This window comes from Mesosutterella porci, assembly GCF_022134585.1.
In the GTDB taxonomy this organism is placed as follows: domain Bacteria; phylum Pseudomonadota; class Gammaproteobacteria; order Burkholderiales; family Burkholderiaceae_F; genus Mesosutterella; species Mesosutterella porci.
The window spans coordinates 179,022-198,774 of record NZ_JAKNCT010000002.1; the positions used below are offsets into that span (position 1 = coordinate 179,022).

Annotated in this window: 14 protein-coding genes; 8 read left to right on the plus strand and 6 right to left on the minus strand. The window is 64.1% G+C overall.

Going from position 1 to position 19,753, the window contains the following annotated elements:
* Positions 1-35 precede the first annotated feature (35 nt).
* Positions 36-572 carry a menaquinone-dependent protoporphyrinogen IX dehydrogenase gene (gene hemG, locus MAF45_RS02485; RefSeq protein WP_237977973.1) on the minus strand — a complete coding sequence of 179 codons (537 nt, stop codon included), beginning with the start codon at positions 570-572 and terminating at the stop codon, positions 36-38.
* Positions 573-972: 400 nt separating this feature from the next.
* Here hemG and infA point away from each other — a divergent pair, with 400 nt between their 5' ends.
* Positions 973-1,248, plus strand: coding sequence for a translation initiation factor IF-1 (gene infA / locus MAF45_RS02490; RefSeq protein WP_237977974.1), 276 nt, complete (start codon positions 973-975; stop codon positions 1,246-1,248).
* A gap of 81 nt (positions 1,249-1,329) precedes the next feature.
* On the opposite strand, the gene aroG (MAF45_RS02495) is transcribed toward infA, so the two are convergent.
* The 5 genes from aroG (MAF45_RS02495) to MAF45_RS02515 form a co-directional block, all read right to left on the minus strand.
* Positions 1,330-2,409 carry a 3-deoxy-7-phosphoheptulonate synthase AroG gene (gene aroG, locus MAF45_RS02495; protein WP_370659300.1) on the minus strand — a complete coding sequence of 360 codons (1,080 nt, stop codon included), beginning with the start codon at positions 2,407-2,409 and terminating at the stop codon, positions 1,330-1,332.
* Between the two features lie 566 nt (positions 2,410-2,975).
* Positions 2,976-4,064, minus strand: a complete 1,089-nt coding sequence (aroG, locus tag MAF45_RS02500; RefSeq protein ID WP_370659301.1) for a 3-deoxy-7-phosphoheptulonate synthase AroG — start codon at positions 4,062-4,064, stop codon at positions 2,976-2,978.
* A 264-nt stretch (positions 4,065-4,328) separates the two neighbouring features.
* Entirely contained in the window at positions 4,329-5,288 is a 960-nt protein-coding gene (locus tag MAF45_RS02505; protein ID WP_237977975.1) for a phosphatidate cytidylyltransferase, read from the minus strand.
* 14 nt (positions 5,289-5,302) lie between these two features.
* A complete protein-coding gene (locus MAF45_RS02510) occupies positions 5,303-5,917 on the minus strand; it encodes a lysophospholipid acyltransferase family protein (protein ID WP_237977976.1) in 615 nt (204 codons plus the stop codon).
* Between the two features lie 74 nt (positions 5,918-5,991).
* Positions 5,992-9,993, minus strand: a complete 4,002-nt coding sequence (locus tag MAF45_RS02515; RefSeq protein WP_237977977.1) for a YhdP family protein — start codon at positions 9,991-9,993, stop codon at positions 5,992-5,994.
* Positions 9,994-10,101: 108 nt separating this feature from the next.
* On the opposite strand from MAF45_RS02515, the gene glnE reads away from it, so the two are divergent.
* From glnE to dnaJ, 7 genes are all read left to right on the plus strand, one after another.
* Positions 10,102-12,930, plus strand: coding sequence for a bifunctional [glutamate--ammonia ligase]-adenylyl-L-tyrosine phosphorylase/[glutamate--ammonia-ligase] adenylyltransferase (glnE, locus tag MAF45_RS02520; RefSeq protein ID WP_237977978.1), 2,829 nt, complete (start codon positions 10,102-10,104; stop codon positions 12,928-12,930).
* 12 nt (positions 12,931-12,942) lie between these two features.
* A complete protein-coding gene (locus MAF45_RS02525; RefSeq protein ID WP_237977979.1) occupies positions 12,943-13,917 on the plus strand; it encodes a YheT family hydrolase in 975 nt (324 codons plus the stop codon).
* A gap of 86 nt (positions 13,918-14,003) precedes the next feature.
* On the plus strand, positions 14,004-14,600 hold the full coding sequence (locus MAF45_RS02530) for a VUT family protein (protein ID WP_237977980.1): 597 nt from the start codon (positions 14,004-14,006) through the stop codon (positions 14,598-14,600).
* A 28-nt stretch (positions 14,601-14,628) separates the two neighbouring features.
* The gene (gene hemH / locus MAF45_RS02535) at positions 14,629-15,633 is read left to right on the plus strand and encodes a ferrochelatase (RefSeq protein WP_237977981.1); all 1,005 of its coding nucleotides are present in this window, start codon (positions 14,629-14,631) and stop codon (positions 15,631-15,633) included.
* A gap of 119 nt (positions 15,634-15,752) precedes the next feature.
* On the plus strand, positions 15,753-16,358 hold the full coding sequence (gene grpE, locus MAF45_RS02540) for a nucleotide exchange factor GrpE (RefSeq protein ID WP_237977982.1): 606 nt from the start codon (positions 15,753-15,755) through the stop codon (positions 16,356-16,358).
* Between the two features lie 112 nt (positions 16,359-16,470).
* Positions 16,471-18,393, plus strand: a complete 1,923-nt coding sequence (dnaK, locus tag MAF45_RS02545; protein WP_237977983.1) for a molecular chaperone DnaK — start codon at positions 16,471-16,473, stop codon at positions 18,391-18,393.
* Positions 18,394-18,531: 138 nt separating this feature from the next.
* On the plus strand, positions 18,532-19,677 hold the full coding sequence (gene dnaJ, locus MAF45_RS02550) for a molecular chaperone DnaJ (protein WP_237977984.1): 1,146 nt from the start codon (positions 18,532-18,534) through the stop codon (positions 19,675-19,677).
* Positions 19,678-19,753: the final 76 nt, after the last annotated feature.

Sequence of the window (19,753 nt, forward strand, 5' to 3'; positions counted from 1 at the left end):
CTGCCCCTTTCAGGAGCGCAGGAAGCGCGTGCCTCTCACGCGAGCGTGAGACAGTGCCTGGCGTATGCCCTGACGTCGTCCCAGTCGGTGTAGTCGCGGACCACCGTTCGGTCCGTGGGGCCCTTGGTCATGGACATGATGAGCTGGATCTGCACGGCGTCAAACCAGCTCCAGTTCGGATAGTCGACCTTGCCGGCGATGCACTTGACCTCGCGCGGCTTCCAGAGGCTGTTCTGGACGAACTTGCGGGCGTAGACATTGCCTTCGAGGGTGGCTTTCTCCGGCTTGCGGGCAATGAGCGTGATATTGAAGAAGCTGTTGGGCTTTGCATCGATTTCAGCCGCGTGCTTGTTGACGAACTGAACGAACGTCTTGTTGAAGCGGCCGTACCGGATGGCGGCGCCCAGGATCAGCACATCGAAGCGGCTCAGATCAACACCCTCCCGGTCGGCTTCGATCACGCTCATCATTTCGGCATTGTGGCCTTCGGCCCGGATGGTTTCACAGATGGTTCTGGAAACGCGGGCCGTGTGGCCGTCGTGACTCCAGTAAAGCACCAGCACATTCTTCATTATTTACAGCTCCTGCCAGCAACGCTGACACTGCAGGATGAAAGACTAAGAGAGGCGAAAAGGAAAAAACGAAAGCGAAAATAAGGGTTTTCACTTACAGGCTCAAAACCGGGGACCCGTCTGCCTTTCGTGCGCCGGTCCTGAGGCCCGCAGGTATTTTAAAAGAAAGGATTATTTTTGCGCTTAAGGCGGCTTTTGCGCTCCGCGCAGTGAAAAATCCCTGTAAAATCCGCATTTGTTCTGCCTGCCTGGATGCGCGCGGCGTTTTTCGCTTTTGGCGCGGCTTCCCGGGCGACCGGCGGCGGGGTTGCCGCCCGTGCGGAACTCATGTTTATTTTGTATAGGAAACAACGCAGGCGGCTTCGCCGCGGAGGGTCTCCGCGCTCCGCCTCCACAATATATGGCAAAGGAAGACCTTATTGAAATGTCCGGGCAGGTTCTGGAAGTCCTGCCTGATGCCCGCTACCGCGTCAAGCTCGACAACGGGCACGAGCTGATCGCCTACACGAACGGCAAGATGCGCAAGCATCACATTCGGATTTTGGCCGGAGACAAAGTGTCGCTCGAGCTCTCTCCCTACGACCTGTCGAAAGGCCGCATCACGTTCCGTCACATTGAGGGCCGCGCCGCGGGCGCCCCGACGGGCTCTCCGACTCACCAGCAGCGCCGCCACTGATTTATTCCGACGCGCCTTGAGCTGCGCCGCTTTTCCGACCGGGTGGACCGTCCCGCCGGGCCGGAGGCGGCGCTGTTTTTTTCAGCAGTTGCGGGTGCGGCGGTCGCGCACGGCGCGGGCGAGCCGCTCGAGCAGAGCCTCGGTGTCGTCCCAGCCGAGGCAGGCGTCGGTGACGGACTGCCCGTAGACAAGCGGCTGCCCGGGCACGATGTCCTGGCGGCCCTCCACGAGGTTGCTTTCGATCATGACGCCCATGATGCTGCAGCTCCCGTTGGCCACCTGGCCCGCGATGTCCTCCACCACGGGGATCTGGTTGCGGCAGATCTTGCGGCTGTTCGCGTGGCTCGCGTCGATCATGAGGTAGGGGGCGTGACCGGCCTTGGAGAGCGCTTCGGAGGCCGCCTTCACGCTGGCGGCGTCGTAGTTGGGAGCGCGGCTGCCGCCCCTGAGGATGAGGTGGCAGTCCTCGTTGCCGGTCGTGGTCACGATGGCCGAGATGCCGCCTTTGGTAACCGACAGGAAGCTGTGCGGGTGGTTGGCCGCGCCGATCGCGTCGACGGCGATCTTGGTGTTGCCGTCGGTGCCGTTCTTGAAGCCGATCGGGCACGAAAGGCCCGAGGCGAGCTCGCGGTGGACCTGGCTCTCGGTGGTTCTCGCCCCGATGGCGCCCCAGGAGACGAAGTCGGCGATGTACTGGGGGGTGATCATGTCGAGGAACTCCACGCCGATCGGCAGCCCCATCTCCGTGATGTCGAGGATCAGGCTGCGGGCCACGCGCAGGCCGTGGTTGATGCGGTAGGAGCCGTCGAGGTCGGGGTCGTTGATGAGGCCCTTCCAGCCCACCGTGGTACGGGGTTTCTCGAAGTACACCCGCATGATGATTTCCAGGTCGTTCGCAAGAGCCCGCCGCACCTCGACAAGCCGCTTCGCGTACTCGCGGGCGGCCTTCGGATCGTGGATCGAGCAGGGGCCGACGATCACGAGCAGGCGGTCGGACTCGCCGTGAATGATCCGGTGGGCCGCGTTCCGGGCGAGCTGCACGGTGGCCGAGGCGGTGTCCGAGCATGGAAATTCATGCATCAGGTGTGCAGGGGGCGTGAGTTCCCGGATTTCTTTGATCCGGAGGTCGTCGGTCATGAAGCGGTCAATTTCCTGGTCCATTTTGTTTTCCTAGAGGGGGTCGGAGCCGACGGACAATAAAAAAACCGCCGGGCTCTGGGTCCTGGCGGTTGGAGAATATGCGAGTGTTCAGAAATGTTCAAACGCCCTCAACGACTCTTTCCGCCTGACAGCGAAAAAAGCCGAAGCTAAAACAAAAGCGGGCGCTGCGTATCATGCTGAAACTCATTAAAGAAAGAGGTTCGACATCCGCGAGGGATGACGCAATCTATGAAGAGTAATGTACTCCATGGCACTGTTCCGGTCAATACGCCCGTTCTGCCGTGTTAGGGCAGCGCGATGGGGCTGTCCGGAAAACGGTGCGGATGAAAGGGGGCGCAGGATGAGCTCGTTGCCCTGAGACAAGGGCTGCTCGGCGCTGCGGCCCTATCTTTTGCAGTCCATGCATGGCAGGCTGCTTCGCCTGCCGGCCGCGCGGAGACGGGGGAGGGCTGCTGCGGAAGCGGGGTCAGACAGAATCGCTGAGCATCCCGCCGGCGGTTTGGCTCTGCCCGGGGGAGGAGCCCCGGCGTCATCAGGGGGCTGCGGCTTCAGAGGCGCGGAGGAACTCACTGGTTGCGGGCGCGGCGGTCGCGCACGGCGCGGGCGAGCCGCTCGAGCAGAGCCTCGGTGTCGTCCCAGCCGAGGCAGGCGTCGGTGACGGACTGCCCGTAGACAAGCGGCTGCCCGGGCACGATGTCCTGGCGGCCCTCCACGAGGTTGCTTTCGATCATGACGCCCATGATGCTGCAGCTCCCGTTGGCCACCTGGCCCGCGATGTCCTCCACCACGGGGATCTGGTTGCGGCAGATCTTGCGGCTGTTCGCGTGGCTCGCGTCGATCATGAGGTAGGGGGCGTGACCGGCCTTGGAGAGCGCTTCGGAGGCCGCCTTCACGCTGGCGGCGTCGTAGTTGGGAGCGCGGCTGCCGCCCCTGAGGATGAGGTGGCAGTCCTCGTTGCCGGTCGTCGACACGATGGCCGAAATGCCGCCCTTGGTAACGCCGAGGAAGCTGTGCGGGTGGTTGGCCGCGCCGATCGCGTCGACGGCGATCTTGGTGTTGCCGTCGGTGCCGTTCTTGAAGCCGATCGGGCAGGAAAGGCCCGAGGCGAGCTCGCGGTGGACCTGGCTCTCGGTGGTCCTCGCCCCGATGGCGCCCCAGGAGACGAAGTCGGTAATGTACTGGGGGCTGATCATGTCGAGGAACTCCACGCCGATCGGCAGTCCCATCTCCGTGATGTCGAGGATCAGGCTGCGGGCGATGCGCAGGCCGTGGTTGATGCGGTAGGAGCCGTCGAGGTCGGGGTCGTTGATGAGGCCCTTCCAGCCCACCGTGGTGCGGGGCTTCTCGAAGTACACCCGCATGATGATTTCCAGGTCGTTCGCAAGAGCCCGCCGCACCTCGACAAGCCGCTTCGCGTACTCGCGGGCGGCCTTCGGATCGTGGATCGAGCAGGGGCCGACGATCACGAGCAGGCGGTCGGACTCGCCGTGGATGATCCGGTGGGCGGCTTCGCGGGCCTGGTGGACGGTGGAGGAAGCGGCGTCGGTGCAGGGGAATTCATGGATGAGGTGCGCGGGAGGCGTGAGCTCGCGGATTTCCCTGATCCGGAGGTCATCGGTCATGAAACGGTCAATGTGGTCAGTTTCCTGGTTCATTTTGCTTTCCTAGAAGAGGAGGCAGGGCCGCCGGGCAATAAAAAACCGCCGGGCTGGCTCCGCCGGGCGGTGAGTGGACTGCACTGAAACTCCTGCTGCTTCAGATACGCCGAACCCTACCGCCTCGGGGGCGATAAAGGTAGTAGCCGTAATAGTAGAAGTCTGAAGCGAAGGACATCAGTGTCTGTCTTTTTATGCCGGATCCGCGCTCCGGCAGCGCAGTAAAAACTACTTTACTCCTCGGTGCCGGGAGGCGCAAACCGCTCAGTTCATGAAAAAAATGACGATCAGGTGGTAGAACACCGGGGCTGCGAACGTGAGGGGCGCCATGCGCTCGAGCACGCCGCGCGTGATGTAGACATCGTCTTCAGCGCTGCGGTAGCTCGCTCCCAGGCTTTTCTTCACCGAGGAGATCACCAGATCGCCCATGAGGGCGGCGATGATGATGGCAAGCGTCATGAGCCCGGCCTGCCAGAGCCTGAAGGGCGTGAGCCAGAACAGGGCCAGACCGCAAAGCAGGGTCATCGCGCTGCCGGCGAGCGTTCCCTTGACCGTTTTGTTGGGGTTGGACTGCAGCGGGCGCCCGCCGAGGATGGAGCTCATCAGCACGGCGAACAGGTCGGCGAAGAACACCATCATCAGGAAATAGACGAGCATCAGCGGGCCGTTGCTCGAGAACCGGTTGAAGTCAAGCAGGGAGATGGCCGGTGCGTGGCTGACGCAGAAGATGGCGAGCATGATGCCCCACTGAACCTTGGCGACGCGCTCGAGGTAGCGGTCCGTGTCGTGGCTCGCGGCCATGACCACGGGCAGCAGCAGGAACAGATACACCGGGATGAAGATCGTGAAGAAGAGGTACTGCTCGTAGGCGATCAGCAGGTACTGGACCGGGATGGCCACGTAAAAGGCGATGACAAGCGCCCAGTGGTCCGTGTAGTGCGTCGGCGTGAGCGCGATGAACTCGCGCAGGAGGAAAAACGAAATGAAGGCGAAGACAACGAGCAGCGCTCCCTGTCCGAGCCAGAAGGCGACGGCGAAGATTCCGATCAGCCACCACGAGGAGCGCACGCGGGAATTGACGATCCGGATGCGTTGCTGCTGCTGGATGCTGGCTGCCCGCGAGGAGGCCCACTGCCCGTAGCCGGTCGCGACTGCCGCAAAAAAGATCAGGCAGGTGAGGATCAGAAGATAAGCCGCTTCAATGGGAATGCCAAGTCGCATCATGATCCGATCCTCCTTTAGGAACTCGCCAGTTTGATCACGGCGTCGCGGGCACGGTTAAGGAACTCCTCCTTGCCGTCCTCGACGCTGTGCGGCAGCGGCGCACCGAAGCGCACCGAGCAGATGGTCGGCGTCGGGATCAGGGTGCCCTTGGGCATGGAGCGGTGGAGGTTCTCGATGTAGACGGGGATCAGTTCGACCTGCGGGAATTCGCGCATCAGCCTCCACAGCCCGCTCTTAAAGGGCGAGGGCAGCGGCTGCGGCCGGCGGGTGCCTTCCGGGAAGATGATGAGGGAGTCGCCCTGGCGCAGCGCTTCCTTGAGCGGGTCAAGAGGGTTGGTGTGGCCGGAGTGAAGCCGGTCGATCAGAACCACACGCAGCTCCTTGATGGCGATGCGGCGGCGCAGCGCCCCCTTCTCCCAGTAGTCCTTGGCAGCCACGGGCCTGGTCTTCTGCCGCAGCTCGGGCGGCAGCGAGGACCAGACCACGATGGCGTCCATGTGGCTCGAATGATTAGCAAAATAGATTCGCTGGGCGCGCGACGGCGCACAGCCCTGCCACTGCGGGTAGGCCCCGACCAGCAGCTTCGTGAGCAGGGTGATCCCGGTAACAAGTCTGATGGAGTCAAACATCGGCTTTTGTTCAATAACGCGATGCCTGCCATTATCCCACGAAGGCCGCGCGAGTCCAAAAGCAGCCCCGGCCGTCAGTTGTCGGGGGAAGAGTTCTGCGCAGAGGGCGCGGCGGGGGTTTTCTCAAACGAGAGGTGGTCCCACGGGCCCTTCACGGTGTATTCCGTCGCGAGAATGTAGGAGATCGGCTTTTTGAGCGCGAACTGGGCGATGAAGCTGCCGACTCCGACCAGCGGATTGGCCAGAGCGAGCGCAAGCGCGGGGGCTTCGGTGTGCAGCTCCGGCAGCACGAGCAGCTTCGCGTCCAGATTCTGGCGCGCGAGATCGGCTGATCCGCTGACCGCTATGGAGGCGGCCGAGCCGTCCACCACGAGATCGTCGGTGACGAAAACCCCGTTCGTGGTGGTGCCGTTGAGCTTGATGGAGTTAAAGGAGAAGCCCCGCCCGAACACGTCCTTGAAGTCGAGCGTGAGCCGCTTCATGAGCGACTGCATCGACAGCAGCGACATGAACCGGCCGACCACGCCGGGCTCGACCTGCATGAAGCGGCCCCCGCCGATGTCGGCCGAGAGCCTGCCGTTGAGGTTCTTCAGCGCAAAGTCCTGCGGAGCGCCCTTCCAGTTCGCCTCGAGCTCAATTTTTCCCGGCGCGTTGCGGACAACGTCCCCGGGCAGGTCAAGCGACTTGAGTAGCCGGCGGCTGTCCTTGACGACGAGGCTGCCTTTGAGGCTCGTGGCGCTGTGGCCGGACGCGCCGCCCCGCTCCCACTGGCCCGAGGCTGAGAAGGTCGCTTCGGGGAGGCGCGCGGCAAAGGACTCGAGCCGCCAGCGGTGGCTCTTCAGGCTCGGGTCGGAGGCCCGGGCCTTGAGCGAGATGCTGCCAAGTGAGGCGCTGCCCACCTTGAAGTCCCCGATCCGCACGTCCATCGAAGGAAGGCGTTCGGCCGGGGTGTCTGAAAATATTTTGTGGAATCTTCTGCGGCTCTCCTCCGGGACATAAAGCCGCGTGAGGTCAAGCGACAAGTAGGCCGGAGTGCGGCCTGTTCCAGGCTGGTAGAGGCCTTTGCCCGAAGCCTGCGGGGAGCGGAGTTCCGCTTCCCAGGCTGAGTTTTTCTGGCCGGGCTGGCCGTGCCGCACCGACAGCGTGACGTCCGGGAAGCTGCGCGCCTTGAAGATAAGTTGCCGCGTCCTGATTCTTGCCGACACCGGCCCCAGGCTCTCGGAGAGCGCAGCCGTTGAAGAGCGGCCCGCGGCGTCGATCACCGGCTCGAGCGTTTCCTGCCAGGGCTCAATCGGAATGTCGGGCAGCGTCGCGCGAAGCGACAGGCCCCGGTCCGGAAGCTGCGCCTGCTCGCCCGCGGCGAGCGCGGCCTGCACGAGCCTCAGGCCCGAGGGGCCGGTGGCAAGCCGTGCGATCCCGTTGGCCTTGTCGCCGTACCGGGCGGAGATTTCAAGCGGCGCTCCGTCGCGGGAGATCCAGTTGAAGACGGAAGGGACTTCTTCTTCCGAGTGCTTGCCGAACGGCCTCGGAAGCCTGACGGAGATCCCCTGCAGGCTGCTTGTCACCCGCACCTGCGTGGAGTGGTCCGACACGAGGATGCGGGCGGAGGCTTCGGCCGAGCCCTGGATGCGCTGCAGCATCGCGAGTGCTTCCGGCCGTGACTCGAGCAGCGGCCTCGCAGTCTCCGGAGACACCCTGGCCGAGGCGAGGATTTCCGTGTCCCCACCGGCGGTGCGCGTCAGGCGCCCCGAGGCCCTCATTCCCCAGACGTTCGCCGTGAGCTTTTCGCCCCAGTAGTGATCCTGTGTGAAGTGCAGCCGTCCGCTGGCCTGTCCGAGTTCTGGGATGCCGCCTCCGAAGGCGATGTCGTTGCCGCTGAAGTCGAGCTCTCCGGCGACCCGGGAGTGCTCGGGCTCGTCGAGCGGGATCTGCAGCGAGAGTTCGAGTGAGGCGTTTCCCGTGGCGCGGGCGGAGTCAAGGAAGTGGCCGAGCCAGCCGGACACGGGGCTTGCAGCCGTGTAGCCGATCATGTCCTGAGCGGCCCCCCGCGCGCTTCCGCGCACGTACAGGTCGGAGTGAGGCGTGTACAGGCCCATCGAGGGTATCTCCGCGACCGCCTCCGGGATTCGCACGCCAAAGCTTGCCGCATTCTGCGCGGTGATCACCATGCGGTCGCCGTGAAACAGGAACTGCCCCGAGGCCTGTTCGATGACGGGCCACTGCCCGCCCTCGCTCCACTGGCCCGCGCTGTTTTTCTGCCCGGTGGGCAGGAAGTCAAGCTTTGCCCCGCTGTAGCTGCCGGTCACGAGGAACTGTCCGCGGCCCGCGTCCCGGCCGGTGTAGGGAAAAGCCGAAAGCGGGCCGTTCCACTCGACGAACGCCCGGTCGGCAAGCCCCCCGCGGAGCGCCTGCTCGAGCCAGGTCTGGATGGTGCGCCCTGCCACGATGGGCATGTAGCGGTACAGGGACGGCATGCGGGCGCGGGCGGCCTCGCCCGAAACACGGATGATGCCGCCTCCGTCCGCATCGCGCCAGTCGGCGTCAGCCGAGATCGCGAGGTCGTCGTTGATGAGCTTCAGGTTCCGGAAAGCGAGGCGCAGGGGCCCGCGGGTATTCCAGAAGACGCTGCCCGTGAGGTGCCTGAAGGGGACTTCCCGGTATTCGAAAGTGCCGGGAAAGGCAGCCGCTCCTCCGGCTGAGTCAAGCTGCACCGCGCCCTGCTCCGCATTCATCCAGAGGTGGCCGCTCAGGCGGCTGGCGCCTGGAATCCCGGGGTCGTCGTGCCGCTGCTCGGGCTGCGCGGCGAATGAAACGTCGTGGAAATCGGCGCTTGCTTCCCATTTGGGGGCGTCCCAGGAGCCGCCAAGCCGGAGTGAAACCTGCTTCAGGGAGCCGCGGGGAACCATTCTGGAGAGCGTCTCGGTGAGGCGTCCGGGGCCTGCGGCGGCCTGCGCCGCGCGCGACAGGGTTTCAAGGTCTGCGGAAGAGGCCGAAAGCACGAGCGTGTTCCGGTCTTTGTCCTTCGGGTGGTTTTCCAGCGTGAAAGAGACCGCGGCGGAGCGCCCGCCAGGCCCGATCGGAAGGCTGATCCCCGGAGAGGAGACCAGAAGCCCGCCGTCGCGGCCGCGCGAGAGCAGCACGCGTCCCGAAAGCGAGGGAACGTCCAGCGGGGCTGCCCCCCGCGCAAGCCCGACCCGCAGCCCCGAGACCCTGGCCTCGGAAATAAGCGAGGAGAGCACGCCGCCGTCAAACTCGCCCCAGGCCTTCGCTGCGGCCTGTCCGGCCAGAATGTGCGGATCGGTCTGCCGCGCTGAGGACAGGCCGGTGAGCGAAATGTCGCCGGCGTTCGCGTAGAAGCGTCCCCTCCAAGTCTTCCAGTTTGATTTTCTCATGCCGAGGGAGCGGCCGATCTGCAGCCTCAGGTCGATAAGCGAGGGCTCGCGTCCTGGCGCGAGCAGTGATCCCTGGAGTCCGGCCTGCCACCCGGAGAGCGTCTGCCGGAGGGCAAAACCCGCGCCCTCGAGCCTCATCAGCGGGGCGTCAGCGGCTGTTTCGTCCCGGTAGGTGATCGAGGCCTGCTGCACGGACACGCCCGACTGAGACATCAGCCAGCCGAGAAAACGCGAGTCCTCACTGCCTCCCGACAGGTCGAACGTAAAGCCGCCCGCGCTGTAGAGCCCGTCGCCTGTTTTCCTCACGTCGAGCTGCGGCCCGGTGATGCTGAGGCTGCTGAAAACGGGCTGAAGCCGCAGCAGGGAGCTCGGGTCGAGCACCGCCTCGGCTTTCTGCACGCGGATGCCGTCTGCCGAGCCCGGCTGCCGCACCTCCAGCCCCTCGATGGTGAAGCGCGGGAGGATGGAGCTGCCTGACGGGACGAGCCTGTCGGCGCTGATCTGCACTCCGGCCTTCGAGGAGAGGTAGCTGCAGAGGCTCTCGCGGTAATCGTTGATATGGGGCAGAAAAAGGTAGCGGAAAAGCAGAATCGGCGCGGCGGCCAGAAAGTACAGGCAGATAAGTCCCGCTGCTGCCGCCCTGAGTAGGCCGCGGGGTTTGAAAAAATGGACTCTGCCTGTCATGCACTCCCTCTGTTTTTTTGCTGCATGCTGCCGCGACCACTCTAGCACAGCGGCGCCGCACCATAATGGGATACACTTTCCCGACACTTCGTTGCGGGCGAACAATCGATGGAAAACAGCCAGTTCAAATCAATTCTCAGCTATTCTCCGTTTCTGCGCCGCTCGCTCGCCGCAGTATGCGGCAGCGAGGAAGAATCCGCTCAGATCGAGGCGATGAAATCGCTCGCTGCGGCCGCGCCGGACATGGAGGCGATCCGCGCTTCCCTGTCGGGGGTGCGCGACGAGGAGGAGCTCGCCCTGCGGATGCGCGAGCTCAGGCGGGAGCTGATCATGCGGCTGCTGGTGCGCAACGCTCTTAGGATCGGCGGCTACCCGGAGGTGGTGTCCTCCATGACGCGTTTCGCTGAGATCACCGTGCAGGCCGCCGTGAAAAGCGTGGTGACGAGCCTGGCCGAGCGCTTCGGTGTGCCCTGTTCGGAAAACACGGGACAGCCCCAGGACCTGCTGGTTGTCGGCATGGGAAAGCTGGGCGGCGCAGAGCTGAACGTCTCCTCGGACATCGACCTCATCTTCCTTTACGACGAGGACGGCGAAACGCAGGAGAGCGGCGGCTTCAAGCCGCGCAGAAGCATTTCGAACCGCGAGTTCTTCGAGCGGGCCTCGCGCCGGATCATTCCCCTGCTCTCCGACATCCGGGGCTGCGGGTTCGTCTTCCGGGTCGACATGAGGCTTCGGCCGGACGGCGACTCCGGTCCCATGGCCTGCTCGAGCGGCATGCTCGAGGAGTATCTCTATACAGAGGGCCGCGAGTGGGAGCGGTTCGCATGGATCAAGGCGCGGATCGTCTCCTCGCCGGTTTTTTCTTCCGAGCAGCAGTTCCGCGGCCAGTGCTCGTCCGTGTCCTCACTTGTGCGGCCCTTTGTGTACAGGAAGTATGTGGACTTCAGCGCCGTCTCTTCTCTGGCTCGCCTGCACGACATGATCCGGGCGGAGTCCCGGCGCAGGGAGCTGCAGCACCGGGGGCGCGGCGTCGACATCAAAATCGGGGCCGGAGGAATCCGGGAAATCGAATTCATCGCCCAGACCTACCAGCTTATCCGCGGGGGCAGGAATCCGCAGCTGCGCTCGAGAAGCACGCTGCAGACGCTGACCTACCTGTCCGAGCGCGGCATCCTCACGCAGGAGAAGTCCGAGCGGCTCAAGCGCAGCTATGTGTTCCTGCGCTGCCTCGAGCACGCCATCCAGTACGTCGACGACCAGCAGACGCAGCTCTGGCCTTCAGATCCGCAGGCCCGCGCGCGCGTGGCCGGGCTCATGGGCGAGGACCCCGGGCGGCTCGATGCGACGCTCTCCGAAATCCGCGGCTTCGTGTCTGAGACCTTTGACTCTATTTTTCACGCACGCGACGGGGAGGACGGCGCCGCTCCCTCGGGCTGGCCGGAGGGCTGGCTTTCCGGGGCGCCGGGAGTCGAGAAGGATCTCGCCGCCAAAATCGCCTCGCTTGGCTACGACCACGCCCCGGAGCTGGCCGAGCGGGTGCTGCTCATGATGCGCTCGAAGACGCTCGGGCGCAGCAACGGAGCGCTTGAGCGCATGGGTAGCGTCGTGGAAACTGTTTTCGAGCACTGCGCGGGCTGGGCCGGGCAGGATTCGAGCACGGTGGGCAGCGGCGAGGAGCTTGACCGGTGTCTGAGGCTGCTGGAAGTCATAGCGGGCCGCCCCACTTACGTGGCGTTGCTCTATCAGTATCCCGACATGCTTCGGCGCGTGGGCCGCGTCCTCGCCTCAAGCCGCTGGGCGGCCGACTATCTGACGGAGCATCCGATCATTCTCGATGAGCTGCTCGACCAGCGCGTGGAGGAGTTCAGCAATGACACGCCCGTCGACTGGAGCCGCTGGCGGCAGGGGCTCGAGCGCGACCTGGCGGCGTTTGGAGACGATCAGGAGCGGCAACTCAACCTGCTGCGGGACGCCCACCATGGCGCGGTTTTCCGCCTTCTCATGGCAGATCTCGACCGGAGGCTGAGCACTGAGCGGCTCGCCGATCAGCTCTCGGCGCTTGCCGACACGGTGATCGGGCTGGTGATGGACCTCGCCTGGAAGTCGCTCTCGCGCCGCTTCGAGGGCGAGCCGCGGTTTGCGGTGATAGCCTACGGAAAGCTCGGCGGCAAAGAGCTCGGCTATGCCTCGGACCTTGACCTGATCTACCTGTACGACGACGATCGGCCCGATGCGGAGCTTGTCTACAGCCGGCTCGTGCGCCGGATGATGAACTGGCTGTCCATGCAGACCTCCTCGGGCAGGCTCTTCGAGGTAGACCTGAGGCTGCGGCCCAACGGAGACGACGGGTTGCTCGTTTCGCCCTTCGATCTCTGGAAGGCCTACGAGCGCAACGAGGACGGCAAGGGCGCCTGGACCTGGGAGCTGCAGGCGCTCACGCGGGCCCGCTTCTGCGCGGGAGACCGCTCGATCGGGGCGAGGTTTGAGAAGGAGCGCCGCGAGATCCTACGGATGAAGAGGAACCACACGAAGCTCGCCCGCGAAATCCTGGAGATGCGCGAACGCATGCTCGAGGGACACCGCAACCCCACGCCCCTGTTCGACATCAAGCATGACCGGGGCGGCATGGTAGACATCGAGTTTGCCGTGCAGTACCTGGTGCTCGCCTGCTCCTGCGACAAGCCCGAGCTGCTGGACAACCTGGGCAACATCCGGCTGCTGGCGATTGCGGGCGAGCAGGGGCTCATCCCCGGGGAGATCGCCTCGGAGGCTGCCGCGGCCTACCGCCGCTACAGGGAGATACAGCGCGAGGTGCGGCTCGCTCGGGGCGATGGCCCGGTCCGGGTGGAGCCCGGGCAGCTGGGGCCCGAGCGCGAGGCCGTCCTGCGGCTCTGGTCGACCGTTTTCGGTGTTGCGGGGCCCTCCCCTGCGAAGTGAGGAACTGTTCACATGCCAGTGCTGATTTCCGACTACAGCGCCCCCTCTTGGGCGAAGGGTACCCAGATTCAGACCGTGATACCAGCCAAGCTCTCGCATCGGCCGAAGGTGTCCTACCGCTGCGAGCACTGCGACACCCCGGACGGGGATTTCGAGCTGTTCTTCTGGGCCCGGCCGGAGCCCGGCGACCCGCGGGCTCCGGTGCTGGTGCTTTTCCACGGGCTCGAGGGCGGGCCCGGGAGCCATTACGCGGTCGCCCTGATGCATGAGGCGGCAGAGCGCGGCTGGCGCGGCGTCGTGCCCTGCTACAGGACCTGCGGCGGGGAGATGAACCGGCTGCCGAGAGCCTACTTCGCAGGGGACACGGATGACTGCGGCTGGGTGCTGAAGACAATTCACGAGAGGTTTCCGGATGCGCCGCTTTATGTTGCGGGCATGTCGCTCGGGGCCAACTACATCGCCAAATATCTGGGCGACATGGGCTCCGAGGCCTCGTTCGTAACGGCCGTCGCCGCGGTGGGAGGGCCTTTCGACATCGTGGAGGGCTACCGGGTGATGGATCACGGTGTCATCCGGCTTTACGACGAGATGTTCCTGTCCACCCTGCAGGAAAAGGTGGAAAGGAAAATCGCCCGGTTCGGAGCCTTCATCGATGTCGGCAAATTCCGCCGGGTGCGCCACATGTACGAGTTCGACGAGGTCTACACCGCGCCGGTTCACGGCTTTCGCAGCGGGCTCGATTACTGGAGGCGCTGCTCGGCCAAGCCGGTCCTGTGCGACGTGCGGGTGCCGCTGCTCGCGCTCAATCCGCTCAACGATCCCTTCCAGCCGGTCTCGGCCCTTCCGCGCGAGCAGGACGTATCCTCATTCGTTTACCTGGAACAGCCTGAGCAGGGCGGGCACATCGGATTTCCGACCGGGAAGTGGCCCGGGGAGATCACTTACCTGCCGCGGCGCATCCTGCGCTTTTTCGACACGGGGCGCTGAGGCTCAGCTCCTGTTAAGATTGGGCCCTTAAAATTTTTAGAGGCTGCTTTGGGAGACCATCCCACTGTGGCTGGAGGCAGGCGGATATGTTTCATATTCAGCATGAAGACGGGGCGGCGGCCGGACGCCGCAGCCTCGCGGCGGGGTTGCTTTTTCTTTGTCTTTACGTCCTGACGATTCCCCTGGGGAACTGGGTCGTGATGAACATCGGGCTCGTCTGCCCGGCGCAGGGGCAGCCCTGCCTTGTGCCGGTCTGGCCGGGCGTGATGGCGCCTTCCGGCGTGATGGTGGCCGGCGCGGCCCTTGTGCTTCGCGACGGAGTGCACCACTACCTTGGAGTGAAGGCGGCCTTTGCGGCGATTCTGGCCGGCGCACTGCTGTCGGGATTCCTTTCCCCGGCCTCCCTGATTTTTGCCTCGACCGCGGCGTTTCTGTTTTCAGAGACGGTGGACCTGCTTGTCTACCAGCCGCTTCGGGGAAGGTATCCGAGTTCCGCCATTCTCGCCTCCGGCCTGGCCGGCGCGATGGCCGATTCGGCGCTTTTTCTTTTCTTCGCCTTCGGCAGCCTGGAGTTTTTCTGGGGGCAGGTGATCGGCAAGCTCTGGATGTCGGTGGCAGCGGCGGCGGTGCTGTTCGCGCTGCACCAGCGGGCGGGCCGGTCTTCGGCCCACGCTGCGGCCTGAAGGCGCACAGAAACACCGGCGGGGTTTTATGCGGCGCTCAGACATTGCGGTTCTCCTGATCAATACGGGCACTCCGGACAACCCCTCGGCCGGGGCGGTGCGCCGCTACCTGAAGGATTTCCTGAAGGACCCCCGGATCGTGGAGATGCCCCGGGCGTTCTGGCTGCCCATCCTGTACGGCGTGGTGCTGCCGTTCAGGCCGGCGAAATCGGCCGCGCGCTATGCCAGCATCTGGACGAGCGAAGGCTCGCCGCTCGATGTTCACATGAAGGCGCTGGAGGCGGGGCTGCAGGAACGGCTCGGGGGCCGGGAGCCCCGGCTGCTGGTGCGCCGCGCGATGTGCTACAGCACGCCGCGGCTTGACGAGCAGATCGACCGGGCGGTGCGCGACGGCGTCGAGCAGATGCTTCTGCTGCCTCTGTTTCCCCAGTATTCCCCCCAGACCGTGGGCTCGGTGATGGACGCGGCGGCGCGCTACTGCCTCGGCCGCAGGAACCCGCCGGCTGTGAGGACCGTGAAGCGCTTTTACGACCGTCCGGGCTGGGCCCGTGCGGTCGCTGCGCAGGTCCGCGCCCTGTGGCGCGAGAAAGGGCCGCTGCCCGGGCCTTCGGGCCGGCTCCTGCTCAGCTTCCACGGCATCCCGCTCGAATGCGTGGAGGAAAAGGGCGACTCCTACCGCAGGGAGTGCGAGGAATCGGCTGCGCTCATCGTCCGCGAGCTCGGGCTTGCAGACGGGGCCTGGGAGGTGTCGTTTCAGTCGCGCTTCGGCCCCCACGAATGGCTGCGGCCCTACACGTTCGAGAGGCTGCGCGCCCTGGGAGGAGAAGGCGTGAACCGGGTCGACGTCGTGTGCCCGAGCTTTGCGACCGACTGCCTGGAGACGTGCGAGGAAATCAACATCGAAGGGCGGGCGGTTTTCCAGTCGGGCTGCCCGGGGGGCAGCTTCAACTACGTGCCTTGCATCAACGAGTCTGAGGAGGCCCTCTCCTTTTATGCCTCCCTCATTGCCGAGGAGCTGAAGGGCTGGATATAAGAGAGAGCCCGGAACGCTCCTTTCTATTGGTGGTTTTACTTATGTGAAAGGTGGGTTTTGAACCCCATATAGGGTTAAAGCCTTTTTTGTGAAAAATTCACATTTCGGAGAACCACTCTATGACGGAATCAGCAGCTCAGCAGCAAGACAAGCCGGCCGCCGCGGCCAAGGAGCCGGCGCAAAAGAAGGAAGAGGCCCTGCCGGAAGCCCCGGAGGCCGCTCCCGCCACCGAGGCGCCGCAGAAGCCTGCGGAAAAAAGCGCTGAGCAGCTTCTGAAGGAGCAGCTTGAGGCGGCGGAGAAAAAGATCGCGGAGAACTACGATCTCTACGTCCGGGCCATGGCAGACCTCGAAAACACCAGAAAGCGGGCGAACGCCGAGGTGCTGAAGGCTCATAAATACGGCATTGAGAAGTTCGCCGCCAACCTGCTGCCCGTCATCGATTCGTTTGAGAAGGCGATCGACCATGCCGCAGACGACCAGGGCCCCCTCAAGGAAGGGCTGCTTGCCGTCTACAGGCAGATGGTTCATGCGATGGAAATCTCAGGCATGAAGTGCTTCGACCCGAAGGGCCAGAAGTTCGATCCCAACTTCCACCAGGCCGTGTCCATGGTCCCGGCCTCCGAGAGCGCGGCCCCTGGAACGGTCGCCGTCGTCTTCCAAAAGGGATGGATGATTCAGGAGCGCGTGCTGCGCCCTGCCATGGTCGCAGTGGCGCAGGGTTGAAAAACAAAAAGGCGCCCCCATATAGGGGGTACAGGCAGGAGCGAGCTTCTGCCGCGGAAGGATTCAAAGTTCGACATGAGGCCGCAGCGCCTCGTAGAAGAAGGATTAGAAAATGGGCAAGATCATAGGCATTGACCTTGGTACGACGAACTCTGCCGTCGCCGTGATGGAAGGCGACAAAGTTCATGTCATTGAAAACAGCGAAGGCGCCCGCACGACTCCCTCCGTCGTCGCCTACATGGACAGCGGCGAAGTGGTCTGCGGTATTCCGGCGAAGCGCCAGGCCGTGACAAACGCCAAGAACACGATTTTCGAGGTGAAGCGCCTGATCGGGCGCCGCTACGATGACCCGGCGGTGCAAAACGCCATGAGCCATCTCCCCTACAAGATCGTCAAGGCCGACAACGGCGACGCCTGGGTCGAGGTGCAGGACGGGCGCAAGCTCGCTCCGCAGCAGGTGTCTGCTGAAGTTCTGCGCAAGATGAAGAAGACGGCCGAGGACTATCTGGGCGAACCCGTCACCGAGGCAGTCATCACGGTGCCGGCTTACTTCAATGACAGCCAGCGTCAGGCCACGAAGGACGCGGGCCGCATCGCCGGGCTGGAAGTGAAGCGCATCATCAACGAGCCGACGGCCTCCGCGCTCGCCTTTGGCATGGACAAGGGCGGCAAGGGTGACCGCAAGATCGCCGTGTACGACCTGGGCGGCGGCACGTTCGATATTTCCATCGTCGAGCTGGCTGACGTCGACGGCGACAAGCAGTTCGAGGTGCTCTCCACCAACGGCGACACGTTCCTCGGCGGCGCAGACTTCGACCGCCGCATCATGGAGTACCTGATCTCGGAGTTCAAGAAGGACACGGGCATCGACCTGTCGAAGGATCCGCTGGCCCTGCAGCGCCTGAAGGAAGCCTCCGAGTCCGCCAAGATCGAGCTGTCGAGCCGGCAGGAGACGGAAATTAACATTCCGTACATCACGGCCGATGCCACGGGCCCGAAGCACCTCACCAAGACGCTCACTCGCGCGAAGTTCGAGGAGCTTGTTGAGGATCTGGTGCAGCGCTCCATCGAGCCTTGCCGCAAGGCCCTTAAGGACGCCGGCCTGACCACTTCGGATATTTCCGACGTGATCTTGGTGGGCGGCCAGTCGCGCATGCCGCGCGTTCAGCAGGTGGTGAAGGAGTTCTTCGGTCAGGAGCCGAGGAAGGACGTGAACCCGGATGAAGCCGTCGCTATCGGCGCAGCCATTCAGGGTTCGGTGCTCTCGGGCGACCGCCGCGATGTGCTGCTGCTCGATGTCACCCCGCTGACGCTGGGCATTGAAACGCTCGGCGGCGTGATGACCCCGATGATCAAGCGCAACACCACGATTCCGGCCAAGCACCAGCAGGTGTTTTCGACTGCCGAGGACAATCAGCCCGCCGTGACCATCAAGGTCTATCAGGGCGAGCGCCAGATGGCCGAAGGCAACAAGCTGCTTGGCGAGTTCAACCTCGATGGCATTCCGCCTTCTCCTCGCGGACTGCCCCAGATTGAGGTGACCTTCGACATCGACGCGAACGGCATCCTGCACGTGAGCGCCAAGGACAAGGCCACGGGCAAGGCGAACCACATTGAGATCAAGGCAAGCTCCGGGCTCTCCGATGAAGAGATCGACCGCATGATGAAGGAAGCCGAGGCCAACAAGGCCGAGGACCAGAAGCGCTTCGATCTCGCCCAGGCGAGGAACCAGGCCGATGCCGCCGTCTCTCAGGTTCGCAAGACCCTGAAGGATCTGGGCGAAAAGGTTGACCCGGCTGACCGCGCCGCCTGCGAGTCTGAAATCAAGGCAGTTGAGGAGGCTCAGCGCGGCGAGAACAAGGAGGCGATCGACAAGGCCGTTGAAAAGCTGATGGCGGCGGCCCAGAAGATCGGCGAGAAGCTCAATGCAGCCGCGCAGCAGTCGGCCGCCAAGCCCGCCCAGGAGCAGGCGAAGAAGCCGGGCGGCAAGGACGATGACGTGGTTGACGCTGACTTCAAGGAAGTCAAGCACTGACCGCAGGCGCATCTCTGAACGGAGATGAGCTGCAGGGGGTCGATTCCCTATGAACGGGGACCGACCCTTTTGCGGTTTTAAGAATTCTGTTCCGGCGCTCCCCCGAAAAGGGCGCAGGGGCTTAGTGGACTAAGAACTATGGCAGACAGGGATTATTACGAAGTGCTGGGTGTGTCGCGCGATGCTTCTGCGGAAGACATAAAGAAGGCATACCGGCGCCTTGCCATGAAGTACCATCCGGACCGCAATCCCGGCGACGATACCGCCAAGGAGAAGTTCGAAGAGGTGGGCGAAGCGTACTCCGTGCTTTCCGACGCCCAGAAAAGAGCCGCCTACGACCGCTTCGGCAAGGCCGGAGTCGACAGCGGGGCGGCCGGCGGCTCCGGCATGGGCGGCATGGGCGGAATGAACGGCGCCGATATCTTCGGTAGCGTGTTCGGCGATATTTTCGGCGACATGTTCCGCAATCAGCAGGGAGGATGCTCGGGGCCGCAGGCTTATTCCGGAGAGGACCTCCAGTACGAACTCACCATCACGCTCGAGGACGCGGCCAAGGGCGTCAAGCCTGAAATCCGCGTCCCGGTCTGGGAGACCTGCGAGACCTGCCACGGTACGGGCTGCCGTCCTGGGACCCACAAGGTTGCCTGCCCGCACTGCGGCGGACGCGGCACCGTGCGCATGCAGCAGGGGTTCTTTTCCGTGGAGCAGACCTGCCCGAACTGCCACGGCAGCGGACAGGTCAACCAGTCCCCGTGCCCTGACTGCAACGGCACGGGCCACCAGCGCAAGACCAAGACACTGCAGGTCAACATTCCGGCCGGCATCGACGAGGGCCAGAGAATCCGCCTCTCCGGCATGGGCGGCCCGGGCGTCAACGGCGGCCCGGCCGGGGATCTTTATGTGGTCGTGCACATCAAGGATCACGAGCTCTTCCGCCGCGACGGATCGAATCTGTACATCGATCAGCCGATTTCCTTCGTGACGGCGGCCCTGGGCGGAGAAATTACGGTTCCGACGCTCGACGGCGAGTCACGCATCACCCTGCCCGAGGGCACGCAGACCGGCCAGGTCTTCAGGCTCCGCGGTAAGGGCATCAAAAGCCTGCGCTCCGGCGTGACCGGGGATCTCTTCTGTCGCGTCTATGTGGAAACGCCGGTGAACCTCACTTCCTCGCAGAAGAAGCTGCTGCGGGAATTCGGCAAGGAAATCGGCGAGAACGGGGCCAAGCATTCCCCGAAGAACCAGAATTTCCTCGATAAGGTGAAGGCGTTTTTCGCTGACTGAAGACAGCAGGCGCGCCGCCTGCTTTCAGGGACAATGGGAGCTGCCGCATTAAGCGGCGGCTCCCATTGCTGTTAGG